The organism is Lachnoanaerobaculum umeaense, assembly GCF_003589745.1.
In the GTDB taxonomy this organism is placed as follows: domain Bacteria; phylum Bacillota; class Clostridia; order Lachnospirales; family Lachnospiraceae; genus Lachnoanaerobaculum; species Lachnoanaerobaculum umeaense.
The window spans coordinates 1,012,031-1,031,893 of the sequence record NZ_CP032364.1 but is presented as its reverse complement, the minus strand read 5'-3'; the positions used below and the strand labels follow the sequence as shown (position 1 = coordinate 1,031,893).

Genomic DNA, 19,863 nt, shown 5'->3' with positions numbered 1-19,863 from the left:
TCTAACCTTTCTTACTAACTCCAAGGGATGTGTTCTCTCCGTTCAAGTTCCAATCTTTTGTGTATCCCTCTACATTGTTATATACTATCTCATCTGCCAATGTGTCGTTCTTGATTACTGCTTCATTTTTCTTGATTATTTCAGCAATTCTCTCATTTCCTGTTTGTGAAAGCAAAATATGATCAACTACCTCAAATCCTGCTTCCTTTCTCATAGTCTGTACTTTAGAAATCAGTTCTCTCACAAAACCCTCTTCAATAAGTGCTTCATCAAGTCTTATATCAAGTACAACTGTAGTCTTATTATCAGTTTCTGTTACAAAGTCTTCATTCTTTGCAGTTTCTATAAGCAAGTCTTCTCTTCCCAGACTTACTTTCTCACCATCAAAATCAAACTCAAGACTTCCTGTTTCATTCAATGAATTCATAGCTGTATGGCCATCAAGTGAAGCAAGTGCCTCTTTTATCTTACCTAAAAGCTTGCCATACTTTGGTCCAACTGTTTTTAGCTGTGGCTTGAATGAGTAGCTTACAAACTCTTCCACATCATCCTTAAACTCTACAGCCTTGACATTTAGCTCATCCTCTATGATCTCCACATAGAATGGATCAAGTACAGTCTCAGCCTTAACATACATATTTCCTATCGGCTGACGGTTCTTTATATTAGCTGAATTTCTTGCTGCTCTACCAAGTACTACTATGTCAAGTACCTCGTCCATACTTACCTCAAGGTCCTTATCTATAAACTCTTCATTAACAGCCGGGAAGTCTGTTAAGTGGATACTTTCAGGAGCATTCTTATCTACACTTCTTACAAGATTTTGATAAATTTCTTCTGTCATAAAAGGTATCATAGGTGCAGCTATCTTTGAAAGAGTAATAAGAGCTGTATACAAAGTCATGTAAGCATTTATCTTATCCTGTTCCATTCCCTTTGCCCAGAATCTCTCTCTGCATCTTCTTACATACCAGTTACTCATATCATCTGTGAAGCTCTGAAGTGCTCTTGCAGTCTCTGTTATCTTATAATTGTTCAAATAGTCGTCAACTGTCTTTACCAATGTATTAAGCTTTGATAAAAGCCACTTATCCATTACACTAAGTCTATCGTACTCTAAGCTATACTTTGTAGGATCGAAACTGTCAATATCGGCATAAAGTACATAGAAAGCATAAGTATTCCAAAGTGTACCTAGGAACTTTCTCTGTCCTTCCTCAACAGCCTTATCATGGAATCTGTTTGGAAGCCATGGCGCTGAGTTTACATAGAAATACCATCTGATAGCATCTGCACCGAACTTGTTGAGTGCATCCATAGGATCTACGGCATTTCCCTTTGACTTACTCATCTTTTGACCGTCTTCATCTTGCACATGTCCCATTACAATAACATTCTTGTATGGTGCTTTATTAAATATCAGAGTAGATATAGCAAGAAGTGAATAGAACCAGCCTCTTGTCTGATCTACCGCCTCTGAAATAAAGTCAGCCGGAAACTGTGCTTCAAACTTCTCCTGATTTTCAAATGGATAGTGGTGCTGTGCAAATGGCATAGAACCTGAATCAAACCATGCATCAAGTACTTCAGGAGTCCTTCTCATCTCCTTACCACACTCAGGACATGGAATAGTAACTTCATCAATGTATGGTCTGTGAAGTTCTATATTGTCAGGACAGTTATTTGACATAGACTTTAACTCTTCAACACTTCCTATACTATGCATATGTCCGCAGTCACATACCCATACATTAAGAGGTGTTCCCCAATATCTATTTCTTGATACTGCCCAGTCCTGAATATTCTCAAGCCAGTCACCAAATCTGCCTTTTCCGATACTCTCAGGAATCCAGTTTATAGTATTATTATTTCTTATTATATCTTCTTTAACCGCAGTCATCTTAATATACCAAGATTCTCTTGCATAGTAGATAAGCGGTGTATTACATCTCCAGCAATGTGGGTAACTATGCTCAAATACGGGTGCATCAAATAGCTTTCCGTTTTCATCAAGATCTCTTAGTACAAGCTTGTCAGCATCCTTTACAAATACACCTTCCCACTTTGTTTCCTTTGTGAGATTACCCTGTGCATCTACAAACTGTAGAAATGGAAGATCGTAGTTTCTACCTATCCTAGAGTCATCCTCACCAAATGCCGGTGCGATATGTACTATACCTGTACCATCTGTCAAGGTAACATAGTTGTCACATACTACAAACCATGCTTTACTTTTTATATTCAGCCCACCCCAAAGTGGCTCATATTCAATACCTTCAAGATCCTTACCCTTATAGGTTTCTAGTACAGTATAGTCCTCTTTTAAAACAGTTTCAACCAATGCACTTGCAAGAATATATGTATAATCTCTCTGCTTTACCTTAACATAATCTTCGTCAGGATTTACACAAAGAGCCACATTACTTGGTAAAGTCCAAGGTGTTGTTGTCCAAGCTAAGAAATAAACATCCTCATCCTTTTTCTTAAATCTTACAATAGCTGATCTTTCTTTTACATCCTTATATCCTTGTGCTACCTCATGGCTTGAAAGAGGTGTCCCACATCTAGGACAATATGGTACTACCTTAAATCCCTTATAAAGAAGTCCTTTATCCCAGATCTGCTTTAGAGCCCACCACTCTGACTCTATATATGAATCATGATATGTAACATACGGATCATTCATATCAGCCCAGAAACCTATAACATCTGAAAACTCCTCCCACATGCCCTTATATTTCCATACTGATTCTTTACATTTCTCAATAAATGGTGCCAATCCATACTTTTCTATCTGCTCTTTTCCGTTGATTCCAAGCTCTTTTTCCACTTCTATCTCTACCGGAAGTCCATGTGTATCCCAACCTGCTTTTCTTGGAACTTTGTATCCCTTCATGGTTCTGTATCTTGGAATCATATCCTTGATAACTCTGGTCAATGCATGTCCGATATGTGGCTTTCCATTTGCTGTAGGCGGTCCATCATAGAACATATATGTTGGAGCATCTTTTCTCTCCTCAATACTCTTCTCAAAAATATGGTTTTCACGCCAAAACTTTTCAACTTCTCTTTCTCTCTCTACAAATTTCAGATCTGTAGGCACTTTCTTATACATAAAAATCCTTTCTTTGTAAGATGGCTATAAAAAAAGCCTGCCCTGTAACAGGACAAGCCAAAACTTATATACCACCTTTACAACATACCATCATATGTGCTCCTGTAACGGGGAAACCGGCAAATCCTACTATTATTTCAGATTGCGACTCAGGAGTGATCTTCATCCATAGCTCCATACCGGTCTCACACCACCACCGACTCGCTAAAACTTCTGTCAAGGACTACTCTCTCCATCTCTGTCTTTATTTTATGACTAATGGATATTATAAACACTAGTATATATTATGTCAATGCTATGGAAACAATAATTCAGTTTTTGTATAAGCAAAATGGTATAACAGTATTTATCATTTTAAAATCTAAAGAATTATATTCTATTATGTTAATGTAAATTAATAAATATGTCTAATGCAACTGTTATATTATCCTATGCATTTTTGTTATAGACTTCATTCCATTTTTTCTGAATTTTAAACAGAAATTTTTGTATAAAATCCGTGTTTTTGTAACCTAAATTTTTTATAAACATATATATTTTCTTTTTTATTTTTTATTTTCTTTCTTTATATTTTTTTTATATTTTTTCCATATTATAGACATAATTATTTTTTATATTATAAGAGCATTAGCAATAGCTAGTGCAGGTTTCAGAATTACTGGAACTACAAAGCTTTTTCATACTCATACCGGACAGTTTAACTGTCCGGCCCCCCTAAAAATATTAAACCACCTTTTCCCGGGTGGTTTTTTTGTACTTGAAACACTAAAGATAGCTGTTTTATCATAAGATATAACCATAAATATTGAAATTATTTTCAGAATTCTCAAGAGTATAATAAAAAAGAGGAGCTTACACTCGTAAGCTCCCCTTTTAAAGATATATTATGCTGTCATTGCCATCTTTCCATCAACAACTTTAATAACCTTAGTTGGACACTTTGCAGCACACTTTCCACAATTTATACATTTTGAATAGTCAATAAGTGCTACATTCCCATTCATATGTATTGCATCGCTCTCACATGCCTTTACACACATAGTACATGCAATGCAGCCTACCTCACATACTTCTTTAACAGCCTTACCCTTATCCTGAGAATTACATTGTACAAAAGTATAAGTCTCATAAGGTACCAGATCAATAAGTTTCTTAGGGCAAGCTTCCACACATTTACCACAAGCCACACATTTATCACTATCTACCAGTGCTATACCGTCTACTATATGAATAGCATCAAACTCACATGCCTTCACACATGAACCAAATCCCATACAACCATAGCCGCAGGCTTTACCGCCCTGACCCGGAACATTCATAGCAGAATTACAATCTGTAATTCCAAAATATGTAAAGTTCTGCTTTGCCTTATCACAAGTTCCCTTACATTTAACAAATGCAACCTGCTTAACAGCCTCTCCTGCACTTACTCCCATTATCTCTCCGATAATGGCTGCTACCGGAGGTCCACCTACAGGACATTTATTTACAGGAGCTTCTCCTGCTGCAATAGCCTTTGCTAGACCGTCACAACCGGGATATCCACAACCACCACAGTTATTTCCGGGCAACGCTTCTCTAACTGCTATTTCTTTTTCATCTACTTCTACTTTAAACTTCTCACTGGCAACTCCAAGTAGGAGACCAATAAGAATACCGACTATACCAACTACTGCTGCTGCAATAATTACTCCACTCATATTCTATCCTCCTAAATAAGTCCTGAGAAACCTGTAAATGCTATTGCCATAAGACCTGCTGTAATCAAAACAATAGGCATACCTTCTACAGTATGAGGTATATCATTATTTTCGATCTTCTCTCTCACACCTGAAAGCAATACTATTGCCAAAGCAAAACCGCTGGCAGTACCAACACCATATACCAAACTCTGTGCAAAGTTATATTCTTTTGCAACATTATCAAGTGCTACACCAAGAACTGCACAGTTAGTTGTAATAAGAGGAAGGTATACACCAAGTGCCTCATAGAGTGATGGCATGTTCTTCTTTAAAACCATCTCAACGAACTGTACCAAAGCTGCTATAACCAATATAAATACTATTGTCTGTAAATATTCCAACTTTAGTGGTATCAAAATATTTGTATAAATAAGACTGGCTGCCATACTCGACAGAGTGATAACGAATATAACCGCTGCACCCATACCTACAGAGGTTTCAGTCTTTTTTGATACACCGAGGAAAGGACATAGTCCCAAAAATCTACTTAGCACTACATTGTTTACCAGTGCTGCACTAATTAAAAGTAAAATCAGTTGAGTCATTATTTACCCTCCCCTGCATTAGCTGCATTCTCTTTTGCGGCCTTTGCCTTTGCAACAGCCTCTTCTTTCTTTCTCTTTGCTTCAAGTTCTTTTTCTGCTATATCCTTATCTATAGCATTATGATTTTCCACTTTACTTTCTCCAAAGCATGCCGCACAGTTGCCACCACATGCTATTTCAGAGGTTTTACCCGTATTTGTAGCACTTGGTGCCTTAAAATAATTCTGTAATGCTGACAGAAATGCAAGCACAAAGAATGCACCGGGTGCAAGTACAAAAATAGATATTCTAAATCCCTCAGGGATAGCTACTATACCGTTTGGGAAAGATGCTGCGGGCAATACACCTTTTAAGATAGTACCGCTACCAAGAAGCTCTCTTACAAAACCTATACATGATAGAGCAATAGTAAATCCAAGTCCCATTCCTATACCATCAAAGAATGAAAGGATTGCTGAATTCTTTGATGCATAGCTCTCAGCTCTACCAAGAATAATACAGTTAACAACTATCAAAGGAATATAGATACCCAGCGACTTATAAAGTGCAGGTGTATAACCCTCCATCAAAAGCTGTACCACTGTAACCAGTGAAGCAACTATTACTATAAATGCCGGAATTCTTACTCTGTCCGGTATTATATTTCTCATTGCAGAAATAATTAAATTTGAAAACATCAAAACGGCTGTTGTAGAAAGTCCCATACCTATAGCATTCACTACAGATGTTGTAACAGCAAGTGTAGGACACATACCAAGCATCAGAACAAAGGTAGGATTTTCTTTGATTATACCGTTATATAAACGCTCAAAATTCTTGTTCATATTTCCTCCTTATTCCAATATTGAATTAAAGTAAAGTGCTGCATTTACAGCATTTGTAACAGCATTACTTGTGATAGTAGAACCGCTTATTGCAGCTATCTCATCATCAGCACCTGCTGCACCCTTTACAAGCTTAAATTCTTTTGTGTTTTTGTTTGCATATTGACCATAGAAGCTTTCTTCTCCTGCTCTCATACCAAGCCCCGGTGTCTCTTCAAGAGTAAGGAAAGTTATTCCTACTACTGTACCATCTGATTTGATACCTACTGAAATCTGTACAGTACCATTGTATCCATCCTTAGATGTAGATGTTATAACTCTTCCAACATCATTTCCGGTTTCATCCTTTGCATCTACAACCTCATTAATACTTACATGCCCAAAGCCTTTGCCTGCAATTTCTTCTGCAGTCTCTGCTATTTTTGCAGTTTCAGACTCGTTCTCTGCAAAATCCTTAGCTTCCGGGAAAACTACTGCATACGCCTCATTCTTTGCCGCTTTTGCCGCAGCTGCTATAGGTGCCTTAGTTACATCATATACAAAGCCCAGTACAAGACCTGAAATAAGGGTTATAGCAAATAAAATAATCGCATCTTTTACAAATCCTGATTGTTTTTTCATGCCTTCTTTGCCTCCCTTCCAAATGCCTTTGGTAGTGTTGCCTTCTCTAATAGAGGAGCTACTATATTACCAATAATAATAGCATATGAAACTCCCTCTGCATTACCACCAAACAATCTAAACAAACCTGTGAGTATACCTATAAATATTGCAAAATATACTTGTCCCATCTTTGTTACCGGACTACTAACATAATCTGTCGCCATAAAAAATGCACCAAAAATAAGGCCACCACCAAAAATATGGTATAAAACAGTCGTAGGATTGTGATCGCCAAATACAAATACAAATATAGCTACTGTTGCAATATATATGAGAGGTATTCTAAGTGATATAACCTTTCTTACAACTAGATAAACAGCACCTATAAGTAACGCAATAGTTGAAACCTCACCTATTGTTCCCGGTATTCTACCAAGGAACATATTCATAAGATCATACTGTCCAAGTGCATCTGTTATACCCTTTGCCTTTAAAAAAGCAAGTGGTGTAGGTGTTGATGATGAATCATACTTCATTGCTACCGAACTAAATCTTGTCATACTTCCTGCAAATGAGATAAGCAAGAAACATCTTGCAGCAAGTGCCGGGTTCATAAAGTTTTGTCCCAGACCACCATAAAGCTGCTTTACAACAATTATTGCAAAAACTCCACCAAGTATAGGCATCCATACCGGAATTTCCGGTGGCATATTCAAGGCTAATATAAGTCCTGTAACTACTGCAGAAAAATCTCCTATAGTTATAGGCTTTTTCATAAATTTTTCGTATAAATATTCAGCAAGTACACATGCAAGAACTGTACCTATAACAACTATAAGTGCAGATAGACCAAATTGAAAACATCCAAAAGCCAATGTTGGAATCATTGCAATACAAACATCCTTCATTATATTCGATGTGGATGAGTTATCCCTTACATGAGGAGATGATGAAACATTAAATTTGCCTGCCATTATTTCCCCTCCTTCTTTGCTGCTTCAGCTCTTCTCTTTGCCGCTACAGCCTGTCGCATATATTTAAATCCTTGAGTAAGCGGTCTCTTTGCCGGACATACAAAGGCACAAGAACCACATTCTACGCATTCCATACCGTTAAGTTTTTCAAATCCTTCTGTATCATCATTCAATGCCTTATCCATCATAAGCACCGGCACGAGATAACTTGGACATACATCAACACATCTTCCGCATTTGATACATGGTGTTTCAGGATTATTCTCAACTTCATCATCTGTAAATGTTGTTATTGAAGATGAAGCCTTGGTTACAGGAATATCTAATGTAAACAATGCCTGTCCCATCATAGGACCACCTGAAAGTACTTTCTTAGGTTCCTTTTTAAAACCACCGGCAGCTTCAATAAGTTCCTGGTAATTAGCTCCGGTTCTAATCTTAAAGTTCTGTGGATTGGTGATTGCATCACCTGTAATGGTTACGATCCTTCTTATAAGAGGTTTAGACTCTACTACTGCATTATAAATAGAAATAACGGTATCTGTGTTGTCAACGATACAACCAACATCTGCAGGCAAAAGACTTGAGTTTAACTTTCTTCCTGTACATGCAAAAATGAGTGAGCGCTCACCACCTTGTGGATATTTGGTATACAATTCCACAACATCTATCTTTGGCTCATTTTTTACAAGTTCTTTTAATTTTTCTATTGCCTTTGGCTTATTGTTCTCAATACCAATGATACCTTTAGCATTTGGGAAAAGCTGTAAAATAACCTTCAGCCCTCCGACTATCTTCTCAGGCTCTTCCAACATAAGTCTATAGTCGCTTGTAAGGTATGGCTCACACTCCGCACCGTTTACAATAATGTAGTCAATCTCATTTTCATTCTTTGGCGAAAGTTTTACATGTGTAGGGAATCCGGCTCCACCAAGTCCTACTATACCTGCAGCTTTTACAATACTTCTAATCTCATCTTTTGAAAGCTTGGTATAGTCTCTTTTTTCTCCGAACCCCTCTATGGCACGATATTCCTTATCATCATCAATAATAATAGAATTCACCATTGAACCATTTGCAACTCTTCGTGGTTCGATTTTTTTTACTTTTCCGGACACTGAGCTTACTACATTGGCTGATATAAATCCACCTGCCTCTGCAATGATTTGTCCGACTAGCACTTCATCTCCAACAGCTACCAAAGGCTTTGCAGGTGCTCCAATATGCTGGCTTAGTGGAAATACCATTTCAACACCCTTTGGTTGTAGCACTGTTATAGGGTGTTCCATTGAAAGCTCTTTGCCCTCAAAAGGATGTACACCACCAATAAATGTAGCTAATCCCATATTTTTCTCCTCTTCTGTCTAGGCAAATAAACGTAAAAATAGTGCAGCTATTGTGTTTAATAATGTCAATAATATTGTCAAATGTCGGACTATTCTTGAAGCACTACATAATCCGGAAAAACACAAATAAACCAAGAAACAAGAAAATTCTTAGTCATTTGGTATACTGCTATTTAAAGCATCTTTTCACCTACATTTCTTTCTATTATACCATATTTGTACAAACTTAAAGAAGATTTTCAAAATTTATATTGCATTTTTTTGAATACATTCTCTTACGACCAGGATAAAATGTATCTTTTACAGAATAATATGTAATATAAATCTTTATATCTGCTTTAATATGCTATATTAAGTCTATAATCTTTTATACATAATTTCAATCTAAATAAAAATAATATCTTAAAAATTATTTTTTTATAAAAAACTCCTACTAAATACATGATTTAGTAGGAGCAAATTTTACATTTTATCCGGTGCTTCTATTCCAAGTAAGCTTATCGCAGATTCCAATATATTTTTTGTGAGAAGTATGGTTGCCAAGTAACCCCTTCTTTTTGTTTCATCACTTTCTGATAGAATTTTTATCTCATGATAGAATGAATTAAATGTATTTGAAACCGAATAAATGAACTGACATATTTTATGTGGTGCCAACTCACTCCAGGCAGATTTCATAACTTCATTATATTGAGATAATTCCATATAAAGTTTTTTATGTATATCTTCTTTTGGTACTGTCAAATCATCAAAGTCAAGCTTTTGTGAGCTGCTCTCATAATACTTTTCCAAAATAGACTTTATTCTTACTATTGTATAAAGAATATATGGTCCTGTATTTCCTTCAAATGAGGTGAATCTATCTATATCAAATATATAGTCCTTAGCTGCCTGATTGCTTAGATCTGCATATTTAATAGCGGCAATTCCTACAATCTTTGCAGTACTTCTTGCTTCTTCATCAGATACATCTCTAGATTCCTTTATCTTTGAAAATACCGCATCCTCAATATCTTTTATTACAGTTTCAAGACGAACTACTCCGCCATCTCTGGTCTTTAGCGGCTTACCATCTTTTCCATTTATTGTGCCAAAACCTATATACTTAAGCTCATGTGATGCCGGAACAATATCTGCTATTCTAGCAACTCTAAAGAACTGTGTATAATGAAGTTCCTGTCTCTTATCTGCAATATAAATATATTCATCAGGTGAATATAGTTTCTCTCTTTCTACCAAAGTACCAAGATCTGAGGTTGCATAGAGTGCAGCACCATCTGATTTTCTTATAATGCATGGAGGTAATTCCTTTTTATCACCCTCCATAGCTATATCTACCACCAATGCACCCTCTGATACTCTCGCAATTTTCCTCTCCTCCAGATCCTTTATTAAATCCGGTATATAAGGATCTGCATCAGATTCTCCCTTCCAGAGGTCAAAGTCTACAAGTAATTTAGAGTAGTTCTTCTTTAGATCCTCTACAGATACATCTATTATATGTTTCCATATCTCTCTATATGGTCTATATCCTCTTTGAAGTTCCAAAGTAGCTTCCTGTGCTCTCTGTTTGAAAGTTTCATCTGTCTTTGATTTTTGAGAAGCCGCAGGATATATTTCTTCAAGATCATTTAAGCTAAATGGAGCCTCATTTGGAAACTCTCCGTCATAGTCTTTCTTAAAATATGCCAGATCAGGCTTTCTCTCTCTAAGTTCTTCTATTATAAGTCCCATCTGTAAGCCCCAGTCTCCCAGATGTACATCCGATATTACTTCATTTCCAAAGAATCTTCCCATTCTTTTTAGACTCTCACCTATGATTGCTGAACGCAAATGTCCTATATGAAGCGGCTTTGCAACATTTGCACCACCATAATCAATTATTATTTTCTTAGTCGGATTATCAAGCTCTATACCATACTTCTGTGAATTTGACATATCTATGATATATTTTTCAATAAAAGCATTGCTTATATTTATATTTATAAATCCCGGCATAATAGCTTCTATTTTTTCAAAGCTCTCACTCGCCTTTAGAAGATCTACAACTTCATTTGCAATATCGATAGGTTTTTTCTTATATTCCTTTGCTGCTGCCATTGCTCCATTGCATTGATATTCACATAAATCCGGTCTATTAGACAAATTGGCTTTGCCATATTTTTCATCATATGACAATTTTACAAAAGCGGATTTTAATTCATCAGAAATCAATTCTATAATTGTTTTCATATATCTCCATTCTATATTTTATCGAATAAATTTAAAGTCTGTTACAAAAAATGACGGTCAGGATGACCGCCAAACATTCGAATTTTTAAACTCTAGATAAATACTCGCCTGATCTTGTATCAATCTTGATCTTATCACCAAGATTTACAAATAGTGGAACATATACAACTGCCCCTGTTTCCACTGTTGCCGGCTTTGTAGCACCCTGTGCTGTATTTCCTGCAAATCCCGGCTCTGTATCTGTAATTTCCAACTCTACAAATAAAGGTGGCTCTACAGAGAATACATTGCCATTAAATGAACATATCTTAACCATCTCATTCTCTTTTACAAACTTCAATGCATCTCCAACCTTTTCTGCATTGAGTGCGATCTGATCATATGTCTCAACATTCATAAAGTTGAACATATCTCCGTCTGAATATAAATACTGCATATCTGCTCTATCTATTCTTGCCTGTGGGAATTTCTCAGTAGGTCGGAAAGTTCTTTCAACAACGCTACCTGTAATTACATTCTTGATTTTTGTACGAACGAATGCAGCTCCCTTTCCTGGCTTAACATGCTGGAACTCAAGAATCTGAAAAACCTGACCTTCCTCAATCTCTAATGTCAAACCATTTTTAAAATCACCTGCTGAAATCATTAATATTTCCTCCTAAAACTTTCATGCGATACTTGAACTATTTTATAACAATTTTGATATCAAATCAAGACTTTGTTTGTTCTATTATATACTCCATTGCCAAAGTATATCCATGTAATCCAAGTCCTGCAATTTGACCTGTGCATACCGGCTGTGTAAGTGATTTGTGTCTAAACTCTTCTCTATCTGAAATATTTGATATATGCACCTCTACCTTTATACATTCAAGGCTCTCCAGAGCATCTCTTATAGCCACACTTGTATGAGTAAAAGCTGCCGGATTTATCACTATTCCAACCGGCTTTTCAAAGTATGCTTCCTGCAACTTATCAACTATATATCCTTCATGATTACTTTGAAAGCATTCCACCTCTACTCCAAGCTCTTTTGCTTTATTCTCAATCATTTCCAAAAGATAATTATAGCCCTTGTTTCCATAGACTTCCTTATTTCTTATTCCAAGGAAATTCATATTCACACCATTTATTACTAAAATTTTCATTGCATTCTCTCTCTTAGCTCTTCTACCAATAACAATTTCACTTTATCAATTATATCTTTATCAATCTTTACTCCATTCCATATTTCAAAACTTGCTACCCCCTGTAATATAAGCATATCCAATCCATTGATACAGTCTTTATTATTTTTCTTCATATTCTTTATAAACTCTGTTTCAAAAGGAGTATATATAAGATCAATACCTGCTTCACATTTTTTATAGAAATTCTCATTATCTATTATACAATCCTCTATATTTGGATGCATTCCGACATTTGTAGTTTGAAATACAAAATAATTATCATACTCCAACAAATTTATATCAGCCTTTAGCTCCTCCAAAGAAATGGTAGATATATCACTAAAGTCAACTTCTGCTCTCAATTCATCTGCTTTTTTCTTATTTCTATTGATAATAGTGATAGACTTGGCACTCTTTTCTATTGCAAGATATAGAGCTGCTTTTGCAGCACCTCCTGCTCCTAAAAGAATTATATTCTTATCTTTTATATTAAATCTATTATTTTCAAGGCTCATTCCAAGTCCCAGAATATCGGTATTATAACCCTTATACCCATTTGCAACTCTTATTAGTGTATTTATTGCACCAATGTTTTTGGCTCTGTCATCAATCTCACTCACGATCTCCAACATATCCTTTTTAAAAGGGATAGTCACATTAAAGCCCTGTATACCTAGGAAAAATGCTCCTTTTATTGCCTCTTTAATATTTTCATTTACATGAAATGCTACATACTTCATGTCTATGTTCATTTCCTTTGCTAGAGCATTTTGTAATAGTGGGGAAAGACTGTGAGATATAGGATTTCCTACAATACCATATACCTTTGTGTTTGCACTTATCATCTTTTCTTCCTTTTTTCTTCTTTAATTTTATAAAAGAACAGTACAATTCTTTCAAGGTATCTCTTCAAAACAATCTGAATTTCTTCTTTTGGACTTATCGGATCCACCAATATCGAATAAATACCTGCATTGTTTGCTCCCCATATATCTGTAAAAATCTGATCACCTACAAACAATGTTTGTTCCTTTGTTACATTCAAAATATTAATGGCTTTCAGATAGCCTTTTTTTGATGGCTTATTTGCCTTATATATATATGGTGATGATACCATTTTTGCAAATGGTGATACTCTCTTCTCTTTATTATTTGAGATCAAACAAGTTTTAAATCCTATATCTCTCAGTGATTTAAAAAAATTTATATTTGAACGATCCGCCTTACTTCCATGTGTGGTCAGAGTATTATCTATATCAAAAAGTATTGCTCTAAAACCTCTACTATATAGATCCTTATAGTCTATATCATAAATATCTTTCTTGTATAATTTCGGGAAAAGTTTATTCATAAAATCATTTCTTTAATAACTTTGCAATTTCATCCATAAAGGTATTCACATCCTTGAATTCTCTATATACAGATGCAAATCTGACATAGGCAACCTCATCTAAATCCTTCAGTTTTTCCATAACAAGTTCACCTATCTTTCTGGTAGGTATCTCACTTATTTCCATGGCATAGATCTGATTCTCTATATCGTCTACAGTCTTTCTTATAACTACAGTAGAAACCGGCCTCTTATGACAACTCTGAATGATACCAGCCTCTATCTTTGATCTATCATAATTTTCTCTAGTATCATCCTTTTTTATCACCATAAGAGGTATAGTCTCAAGTTTTTCATATGTGGTAAATCTTTTATTACAACTCTCACATTGTCTTCTTCGTCTTATAGAAGAATTATCCTCTGCAGGACGAGAGTCTATAACTTTTGTATCCTGTGCTTGGCAAAATGGGCATTTCATAAGTTCATCCTTTTTTAAAGTTCGTCAATATCTTTATTTTCAAAATAATATGGCAAATTATAATGCTCTTGCTTATCATCATTATATTCATGTGAATTATAATCAAAATAAGGCCTATAAAAAATCGAATTGTTTACATTGCCAATAAATATTATAAAAAGTATTATGGATATGATGGAAAGTATAAATCCGACTATCGAAAGTGCCAATCCTAAAGCTGCCGTTGAGTTTACACCATTTCCACCTCCGGTTGAAAGAATAAACAGCACTACACCAACTATTCCAAGTGGAAGTCCAAGGCATATACAGCACAGTACACAGCTCATTATTCCTACAATCAAACAAGCTAATGAGAATTGTTCCTCTTTCATCTATCCCCCTTATATTAAATCATTCAGGCATATAGATCCATATGGTCTTATTTTCATCTTATAGCATGAGCCCTTACCTAGGAACTTATCCATATATGTAATATATTCATCACTATAACTTTCAGGAATCATTGCCATAATAACCCCTGCAAATCCTCCACCATGGACTCTGGTAGCACCCACCTGCTTTTCTTTAAGAAATCTCTCTGACAATGCCAGTGCTACTGTAATCCCCTGTTCGTTTGGTGCAGCATTTGTATATACATTTTGAAGATATTTCCATGATGAGTTACCGCTATCTGTTATATTTTTTAAGAATGTGTCAAAGTCATTGCTTGCCAATGCACTTACTTCATTCTCAACTCTCCTGTTTTCATCAAAAAAATGTATACTCCTAAGTATTGCCCTGTCACCGGCAAACTTTCTTATTTTGGATAAATTTTTATAAAACTCTTCCTCATCTACCTCAGACAATGTAGCCTTATCAAAGTATTTTGCTACTTTTTTCATTTCATTGGGTATTGATGAATAATCTGCCGAAAGATCTGCATGCCCTCTTCCGGTCTGTACTATAATTAGATCATGTGCAGCAGCTGCAAAATCAAAATCTATCCCCTCCACTTTTGGTACATCGGGATTCTTAAAATCTATACTAATAAGTCCGCCATAGGCACAGCACATCTGGTCAAGCAATCCACTTGCCTTATCCCAATAATTGTTCTCTGCATACTTTCCTATATATGCATAATCAGTTTTTGATAGCTTACCCTCATTAAATAAAGTATTTATAATCTGACATATCAAAGTTTCAAATGCAGCTGATGAACTTACACCGGCACTCGATATTACATTGCTGGTAATATATGCATCAAAACCTCCTATATTTGCTCCTCTTTCTCTAAATCCTGCCAATATACCTTTTAAAAGTTCAACAGTGCCTATCTTATCAACTCCGGGTTCAATATCATTTATATTAACCTTGAATTTTTGTGAAAATGACTCACTTACAATATTTACTTGATCCGAATCATTCACAGCTGCTACAGCTATACAATCCAGATTTATACTTCCTCCAAGTACCTTGCCATTGTTATGGTCTGTATGGTTTCCGGAAATTTCTGTTCTTCCCGGAGATGAAAACAGGCTAACATCCCTTTGTCCAAACTGTTTTTCAAAACCATCCAGAATACCTTTATATCTTTTTAGATTATCACTTATTCCAGCTTTGCCATAAAGCTCTTCCAATAATTTCTGTCCATTATTTTCCAATAGATTCTTTGTCTCAAGTAAATTCATATAACCCTCGCTTATATTTAATAAAACAGACATAAATCTTATAAAACCAATCTATGCTTTCTAAAATTAGTTTATCATAAATCAAAAAAAAGTACACAATTTATTATTGTGTACTCTGATATATTTATTATCCTATTGCCAATACGATACCACCATCTCCGGCATACATTGTAGCAACTCCTGCACCATTTACAAGTTTTACATCTTTGAATCTATTGCTTTTACGGAAAAGTTTAGCAACAGACTCTCCTCGTTCTTCATTATTTATATGAGTTATACAAACAATTTTATCTTTTGAGTTCTCTCCGGCTTCATTGATAGCCAGCTCCACCATCCTTGACAATGCTTTTTGAATACCTCTTTGTTGATCCTTTTTCACTATCACACCATTTATTGCACCCATTATAGGCTTAATATTAAGAGCTGATGCTATAAGTGCCTTAACTGCTGAAAGTCTTCCGTTTTTCCTTAAGGTATCTAATGATTCCAAAACGAAATATGTCTTCATATCATCTCTTAACTCAATTATTCGCTTTGATATCTCTTCAAACTTAAGTCCCTGCTTGCATAAGGCATCAAGTTCTAACATCAATCTGTATTGACCTGCAGAAGCAGATTTTGAAGAAAGTACCAAAATATTTTTACTATCATGCTCTTCTTCATAAAGCTTTTTGCCAATCTCAGCACTCTGATAGCTTCCACTCAAATGTTCAGAAAGAGTTACCACAAATACCATATCCACATCACATTCCATAGCTTCCTTAAAAGCCTCAGGTGACGGACATGCACTCTTTGCACCTATTTTTGATTCTGCCATTCTCTTTATAAAATCTTTTTGATTAAATTTATTATCATCTATTACCTGATAATCTCCAATTTCAAGGGTAAGTGGGACAATGCGAACATTATCATCTCTCTTTAGATTCTCATCTAAATCTGTACAACTGTCTCCAATCAATCTATATGTCATATTTTCTAACTCCGTTTAATGTAGTTTTTAAAACTACATTCATTATAAGTATATACACAATATAAGTCAAGTATACACGTGAGTTTAACAAACACTTATTCTCCTAATGCAACTTATCCATTACTCCATCCAGTACTTCCACCGTTTTTTAAATCTTCTTTTTTCAATAAATACCGCTTGCTATATTTTTATTTTATGATAGAATCTGTAGTATTGCTTAAGTTTTTAGGCAAAATATTTTTGACCGGAGGTTTTTACACAATGAAATTAAGTGCAAGAAATCAATTCAAAGGAATTGTAAAGAATGTTAATGAAGGTACTGTAAACGGCATTGTTACCATTGAAGTGAATGGTGAAGCTGTTTCAGCAACTATTTCACTCAACGCAATCAAAGAATTGGGATTAAAGGACGGAGCTTCTGCAATCGCCATTATCAAGGCTACGGAAGTTATGGTTGCTACAGAGCTTCCAAAGATTTCTGCAAGAAACAAGTTCCAAGGTGTTATAAAGAGCATTGATGAAGGTGCTGTTAACGATATTGTAGCTATTGAGACAAAGCTTGGTGTAGTTTCCGCTACAATTTCAAAGAATGCTGTAAAAGAGCTTGAACTCTCTGTGGGAAAAGAGGCTTATGCTATTATCAAGGCTACTTCAGTAATGGTAGGCATCGAATAAAATACTTTAATCAAAAAGACTGCCCTTAAGATTTTTTAATCTTTAAGTGGCAGTTCTTTTTTACCTTATTATTTTAATTTCAACATAAGCTCATTACTTCTCTTTATAAACGCACTCATTCTCTCAGGTGAAAGTGGGCTATGTGATATTGAAGCCATATCATATAGATGTTCACAGATCATATCAAAGCATTCTTCATGACTGTTTTCCAAAAGCTCCTTTACAAGTGGATGATTTGCATTGAGAACCAAAGTCTCACCCTCACCTCCAAACATTGAAGGATCCATTCCCATCATTCCATACTGCTTCATCATCTCCTGCATTCTTCTGCTCTCTTCAGATATTGTGATCACTGATGAAATCTCATCACTCTTTAAAGGCTGTACAGAAACTTTTAATCTATCATTGTGAAGTGCGGTCTTTACTTTTTCAGATAATGCATCATATGAAGCCTTACTGTCTTCAGCTACCTCCTCACTTCTCATATCATCTGTCATATCAGAATCTATTCTAAGGAATTTTACATTGTCTCTTTTCATCTCAAGAGTTGAGATAAAAGGTACGTCAATACTATGAGGAAGAACTACAGCATCCTTACCCGCAGATTTGAATATATTTACATATTGGCTCTGCTCTTTTACATCATTTACATAGAATATCTGAGTTTTTTCAACCTCTTTTTTCTCTTCAGAGTTTTCCTGGGTTTCATCAGAAGAATTTTCTAACTTATCCTCGGAATTTTTACTTTCATCGACAAGCTCGTTTAATGTAAGGTACTTATCATTTATATTTTTAAATAATATATAATCTTCCACCTTCTTACCAAACTTCTCGTCTTTAAGATAACCGTATTTTATAAATGGTGCAATATCATCCCAATATTTCTCATACTTATCTCTCTCTGTCTTACACATACCTGAAAGCTTATCTGCAACCTTCTTAGCAATATACTCTGAGATTTTTCTTACAGAACCGTCATTTTGCAATGCAGATCTTGAAACATTAAGAGGAATATCTGCACTGTCTATTACACCCTTTAAAAGTAATAAAAACTCCGGAATAACCTCTTTTATATTATCTGCAATAAATACTTGATTGTTATAAAGCTTTATTGTTCCCTCTATAGAATCATATTCTGTATTTATCTTTGGGAAGTATAAAATTCCTTTTAGATTAAAAGGATAATCCATGTTTAAATGAATCCAGAAGAGCGGCTCCTTATAATCCATAAATACTTTTCTATAAAACTCTATATATTCCTCATCACTGCACTCATTTGGATGCTTAGTCCAAAGAGGATGTATATCATTTAAAGCTACAGGACGCTTTTTGATCTTTATCTTTTCCTTTGCAGGCTCTACCTCAACCTCTTCCTTAGTGCCGTCTTCTTTTTCTTTTTCCTCTGTCTTTGCAGGCTCTATTATAGTCTCTATTACTGTATCACTTTCTAAAAGCTCATCTTTTTCTATGATTTCAGTCGCTTCCTCCGCATCTATATCCTTTAAAAAGATTTCTACCGGCATAAATGAACAGTATTTATTAAGTATCTCTCTCACTCTGAATTCATTTGCGAACTCATGACAGTTGTCATTAAGATATAATGTAATAGCAGTTCCTCTTGAAGCTCTATTGCCTTCTCCCATCTCAAACTCAAGACCACCGTCACTTACCCAGTGTATAGGCTTTGCACCTTCTTTATATGATAGAGTATCAATACTTACTTTATCAGCTACCATAAATGCAGAGTAAAATCCAAGACCGAAATGGCCTATTATCTGCTCCTCATTAGTCTTATCCTTATATTTTTCTATAAAATCTACAGCACCTGAGAATGCTATTTGATTTATATACTTTTCTACCTCTTCTTCAGTCATACCGATACCATTGTCTATAAAACGTATAAGTTTTTGCTTAGGACTGACTTCGACATTTATCTTATATTCTTCTCCCTCCGGCTTTGTAAACTCTCCGGCAAGACTAAGCTTCTTTAATTTGGTTATAGCATCAGTTGCATTTGAAATCAACTCTCTCACAAATATATCATGGTCTGAATACAGCCATTTTTTTATTATTGGAAATATATTTTCACTATTTATTGATAAATTCCCCTTTTTCATTTCATCACCTCTTAAATAAATTTACAAATGATTCTTATTTGCATTGATATAACTATTATAACCATCAAAAAATAAA

The 19,863-nt window shown here is 35.1% G+C and carries 18 protein-coding genes; 1 reads left to right on the top strand and 17 read right to left on the bottom strand.

The window, feature by feature from the left end:
• Position 1 precedes the first annotated feature (1 nt).
• From ileS to D4A81_RS04625, 16 genes are all read right to left on the bottom strand, one after another.
• Entirely contained in the window at positions 2-3,115 is a 3,114-nt protein-coding gene (gene ileS, locus D4A81_RS04700; RefSeq protein ID WP_111525391.1) for an isoleucine--tRNA ligase, read from the bottom strand.
• Between the two features lie 884 nt (positions 3,116-3,999).
• Complete coding sequence (locus D4A81_RS04695) at positions 4,000-4,815, bottom strand: RnfABCDGE type electron transport complex subunit B (RefSeq protein ID WP_111525390.1); 816 nt, start codon at positions 4,813-4,815, stop codon at positions 4,000-4,002.
• Between the two features lie 11 nt (positions 4,816-4,826).
• Positions 4,827-5,402: an electron transport complex subunit RsxA gene (rsxA, locus tag D4A81_RS04690; protein WP_111525389.1), complete on the bottom strand. Its 576-nt coding sequence runs from the start codon at positions 5,400-5,402 to the stop codon at positions 4,827-4,829.
• Positions 5,402-6,226: an electron transport complex subunit RsxE gene (gene rsxE / locus D4A81_RS04685; protein ID WP_111525388.1), complete on the bottom strand. Its 825-nt coding sequence runs from the start codon at positions 6,224-6,226 to the stop codon at positions 5,402-5,404. The genes rsxA and rsxE overlap by 1 nt, the downstream gene beginning before the upstream one ends.
• 9 nt (positions 6,227-6,235) lie before the next feature.
• Entirely contained in the window at positions 6,236-6,847 is a 612-nt protein-coding gene (locus D4A81_RS04680; RefSeq protein WP_111525387.1) for an RnfABCDGE type electron transport complex subunit G, read from the bottom strand.
• Complete coding sequence (locus D4A81_RS04675; RefSeq protein ID WP_111525386.1) at positions 6,844-7,803, bottom strand: RnfABCDGE type electron transport complex subunit D; 960 nt, start codon at positions 7,801-7,803, stop codon at positions 6,844-6,846. The genes D4A81_RS04680 and D4A81_RS04675 overlap by 4 nt, the downstream gene beginning before the upstream one ends.
• Complete coding sequence (gene rsxC / locus D4A81_RS04670; protein ID WP_111525385.1) at positions 7,803-9,149, bottom strand: electron transport complex subunit RsxC; 1,347 nt, start codon at positions 9,147-9,149, stop codon at positions 7,803-7,805. The genes D4A81_RS04675 and rsxC overlap by 1 nt, the downstream gene beginning before the upstream one ends.
• Before the next feature lie 462 nt (positions 9,150-9,611).
• Positions 9,612-11,381, bottom strand: coding sequence for an arginine--tRNA ligase (argS, locus tag D4A81_RS04665; protein ID WP_111525384.1), 1,770 nt, complete (start codon positions 11,379-11,381; stop codon positions 9,612-9,614).
• A gap of 85 nt (positions 11,382-11,466) precedes the next feature.
• Entirely contained in the window at positions 11,467-12,027 is a 561-nt protein-coding gene (gene efp, locus D4A81_RS04660) for an elongation factor P (protein ID WP_111525383.1), read from the bottom strand.
• 64 nt (positions 12,028-12,091) lie between these two features.
• Positions 12,092-12,529 carry a type II 3-dehydroquinate dehydratase gene (gene aroQ, locus D4A81_RS04655; RefSeq protein WP_111525382.1) on the bottom strand — a complete coding sequence of 146 codons (438 nt, stop codon included), beginning with the start codon at positions 12,527-12,529 and terminating at the stop codon, positions 12,092-12,094.
• Positions 12,526-13,395, bottom strand: coding sequence for a shikimate dehydrogenase (gene aroE / locus D4A81_RS04650; protein WP_111525381.1), 870 nt, complete (start codon positions 13,393-13,395; stop codon positions 12,526-12,528). Before aroE ends, aroQ begins: the two co-directional genes overlap by 4 nt.
• Complete coding sequence (locus D4A81_RS04645; RefSeq protein WP_111525380.1) at positions 13,392-13,901, bottom strand: YqeG family HAD IIIA-type phosphatase; 510 nt, start codon at positions 13,899-13,901, stop codon at positions 13,392-13,394. Before D4A81_RS04645 ends, aroE begins: the two co-directional genes overlap by 4 nt.
• A gap of 4 nt (positions 13,902-13,905) precedes the next feature.
• Positions 13,906-14,358 (bottom strand): transcriptional regulator NrdR, encoded by a 453-nt coding sequence (gene nrdR / locus D4A81_RS04640; RefSeq protein WP_111525379.1) that lies wholly within the window; start codon positions 14,356-14,358, stop codon positions 13,906-13,908.
• A 14-nt stretch (positions 14,359-14,372) separates the two neighbouring features.
• Positions 14,373-14,729, bottom strand: coding sequence for a DUF4190 domain-containing protein (locus D4A81_RS04635; RefSeq protein WP_111525378.1), 357 nt, complete (start codon positions 14,727-14,729; stop codon positions 14,373-14,375).
• Between the two features lie 9 nt (positions 14,730-14,738).
• Positions 14,739-16,025: a galactokinase gene (locus D4A81_RS04630; RefSeq protein WP_111525377.1), complete on the bottom strand. Its 1,287-nt coding sequence runs from the start codon at positions 16,023-16,025 to the stop codon at positions 14,739-14,741.
• Between the two features lie 127 nt (positions 16,026-16,152).
• On the bottom strand, positions 16,153-16,995 hold the full coding sequence (locus D4A81_RS04625; RefSeq protein ID WP_111525376.1) for a DegV family protein: 843 nt from the start codon (positions 16,993-16,995) through the stop codon (positions 16,153-16,155).
• Between the two features lie 261 nt (positions 16,996-17,256).
• Between D4A81_RS04625 and D4A81_RS04620 the strand changes: the two genes are divergently transcribed.
• Positions 17,257-17,670, top strand: coding sequence for a TOBE domain-containing protein (locus tag D4A81_RS04620; protein WP_111525375.1), 414 nt, complete (start codon positions 17,257-17,259; stop codon positions 17,668-17,670).
• A 68-nt stretch (positions 17,671-17,738) separates the two neighbouring features.
• Here the strand turns inward: D4A81_RS04620 and htpG are convergent, their stop codons facing one another.
• Positions 17,739-19,787: a molecular chaperone HtpG gene (htpG, locus tag D4A81_RS04615; protein ID WP_111525374.1), complete on the bottom strand. Its 2,049-nt coding sequence runs from the start codon at positions 19,785-19,787 to the stop codon at positions 17,739-17,741.
• Between the last annotated feature and the right edge of the window lie 76 nt (positions 19,788-19,863).

Bases quoted from the DNA above. Each gene is read 5' to 3' on its own strand.
- D4A81_RS04625 (WP_111525376.1), bottom strand. From the start codon at position 16,995: ATGACATATAGATTGATTGGAGACAGTTGTACAGATTTAGATGAGAAT.
- aroE (WP_111525381.1), bottom strand. From the start codon at position 13,395: ATGATAAGTGCAAACACAAAGGTATATGGTATTGTAGGAAATCCTATA.
- D4A81_RS04635 (WP_111525378.1), bottom strand. From the start codon at position 14,729: ATGAAAGAGGAACAATTCTCATTAGCTTGTTTGATTGTAGGAATAATG.
- rsxA (WP_111525389.1), bottom strand. From the start codon at position 5,402: ATGACTCAACTGATTTTACTTTTAATTAGTGCAGCACTGGTAAACAAT.
- D4A81_RS04680 (WP_111525387.1), bottom strand. From the start codon at position 6,847: ATGAAAAAACAATCAGGATTTGTAAAAGATGCGATTATTTTATTTGCT.
- rsxE (WP_111525388.1), bottom strand. From the start codon at position 6,226: ATGAACAAGAATTTTGAGCGTTTATATAACGGTATAATCAAAGAAAAT.
- nrdR (WP_111525379.1), bottom strand. From the start codon at position 14,358: ATGAAATGCCCATTTTGCCAAGCACAGGATACAAAAGTTATAGACTCT.
- efp (WP_111525383.1), bottom strand. From the start codon at position 12,027: ATGATTTCAGCAGGTGATTTTAAAAATGGTTTGACATTAGAGATTGAG.
- argS (WP_111525384.1), bottom strand. From the start codon at position 11,381: ATGAAAACAATTATAGAATTGATTTCTGATGAATTAAAATCCGCTTTT.
- ileS (WP_111525391.1), bottom strand. From the start codon at position 3,115: ATGTATAAGAAAGTGCCTACAGATCTGAAATTTGTAGAGAGAGAAAGA.
- D4A81_RS04695 (WP_111525390.1), bottom strand. From the start codon at position 4,815: ATGAGTGGAGTAATTATTGCAGCAGCAGTAGTTGGTATAGTCGGTATT.
- D4A81_RS04675 (WP_111525386.1), bottom strand. From the start codon at position 7,803: ATGGCAGGCAAATTTAATGTTTCATCATCTCCTCATGTAAGGGATAAC.
- D4A81_RS04630 (WP_111525377.1), bottom strand. From the start codon at position 16,025: ATGAATTTACTTGAGACAAAGAATCTATTGGAAAATAATGGACAGAAA.
- D4A81_RS04620 (WP_111525375.1), top strand. From the start codon at position 17,257: ATGAAATTAAGTGCAAGAAATCAATTCAAAGGAATTGTAAAGAATGTT.
- aroQ (WP_111525382.1), bottom strand. From the start codon at position 12,529: ATGAAAATTTTAGTAATAAATGGTGTGAATATGAATTTCCTTGGAATA.
- D4A81_RS04645 (WP_111525380.1), bottom strand. From the start codon at position 13,901: ATGAATAAACTTTTCCCGAAATTATACAAGAAAGATATTTATGATATA.
- htpG (WP_111525374.1), bottom strand. From the start codon at position 19,787: ATGAAAAAGGGGAATTTATCAATAAATAGTGAAAATATATTTCCAATA.
- rsxC (WP_111525385.1), bottom strand. From the start codon at position 9,149: ATGGGATTAGCTACATTTATTGGTGGTGTACATCCTTTTGAGGGCAAA.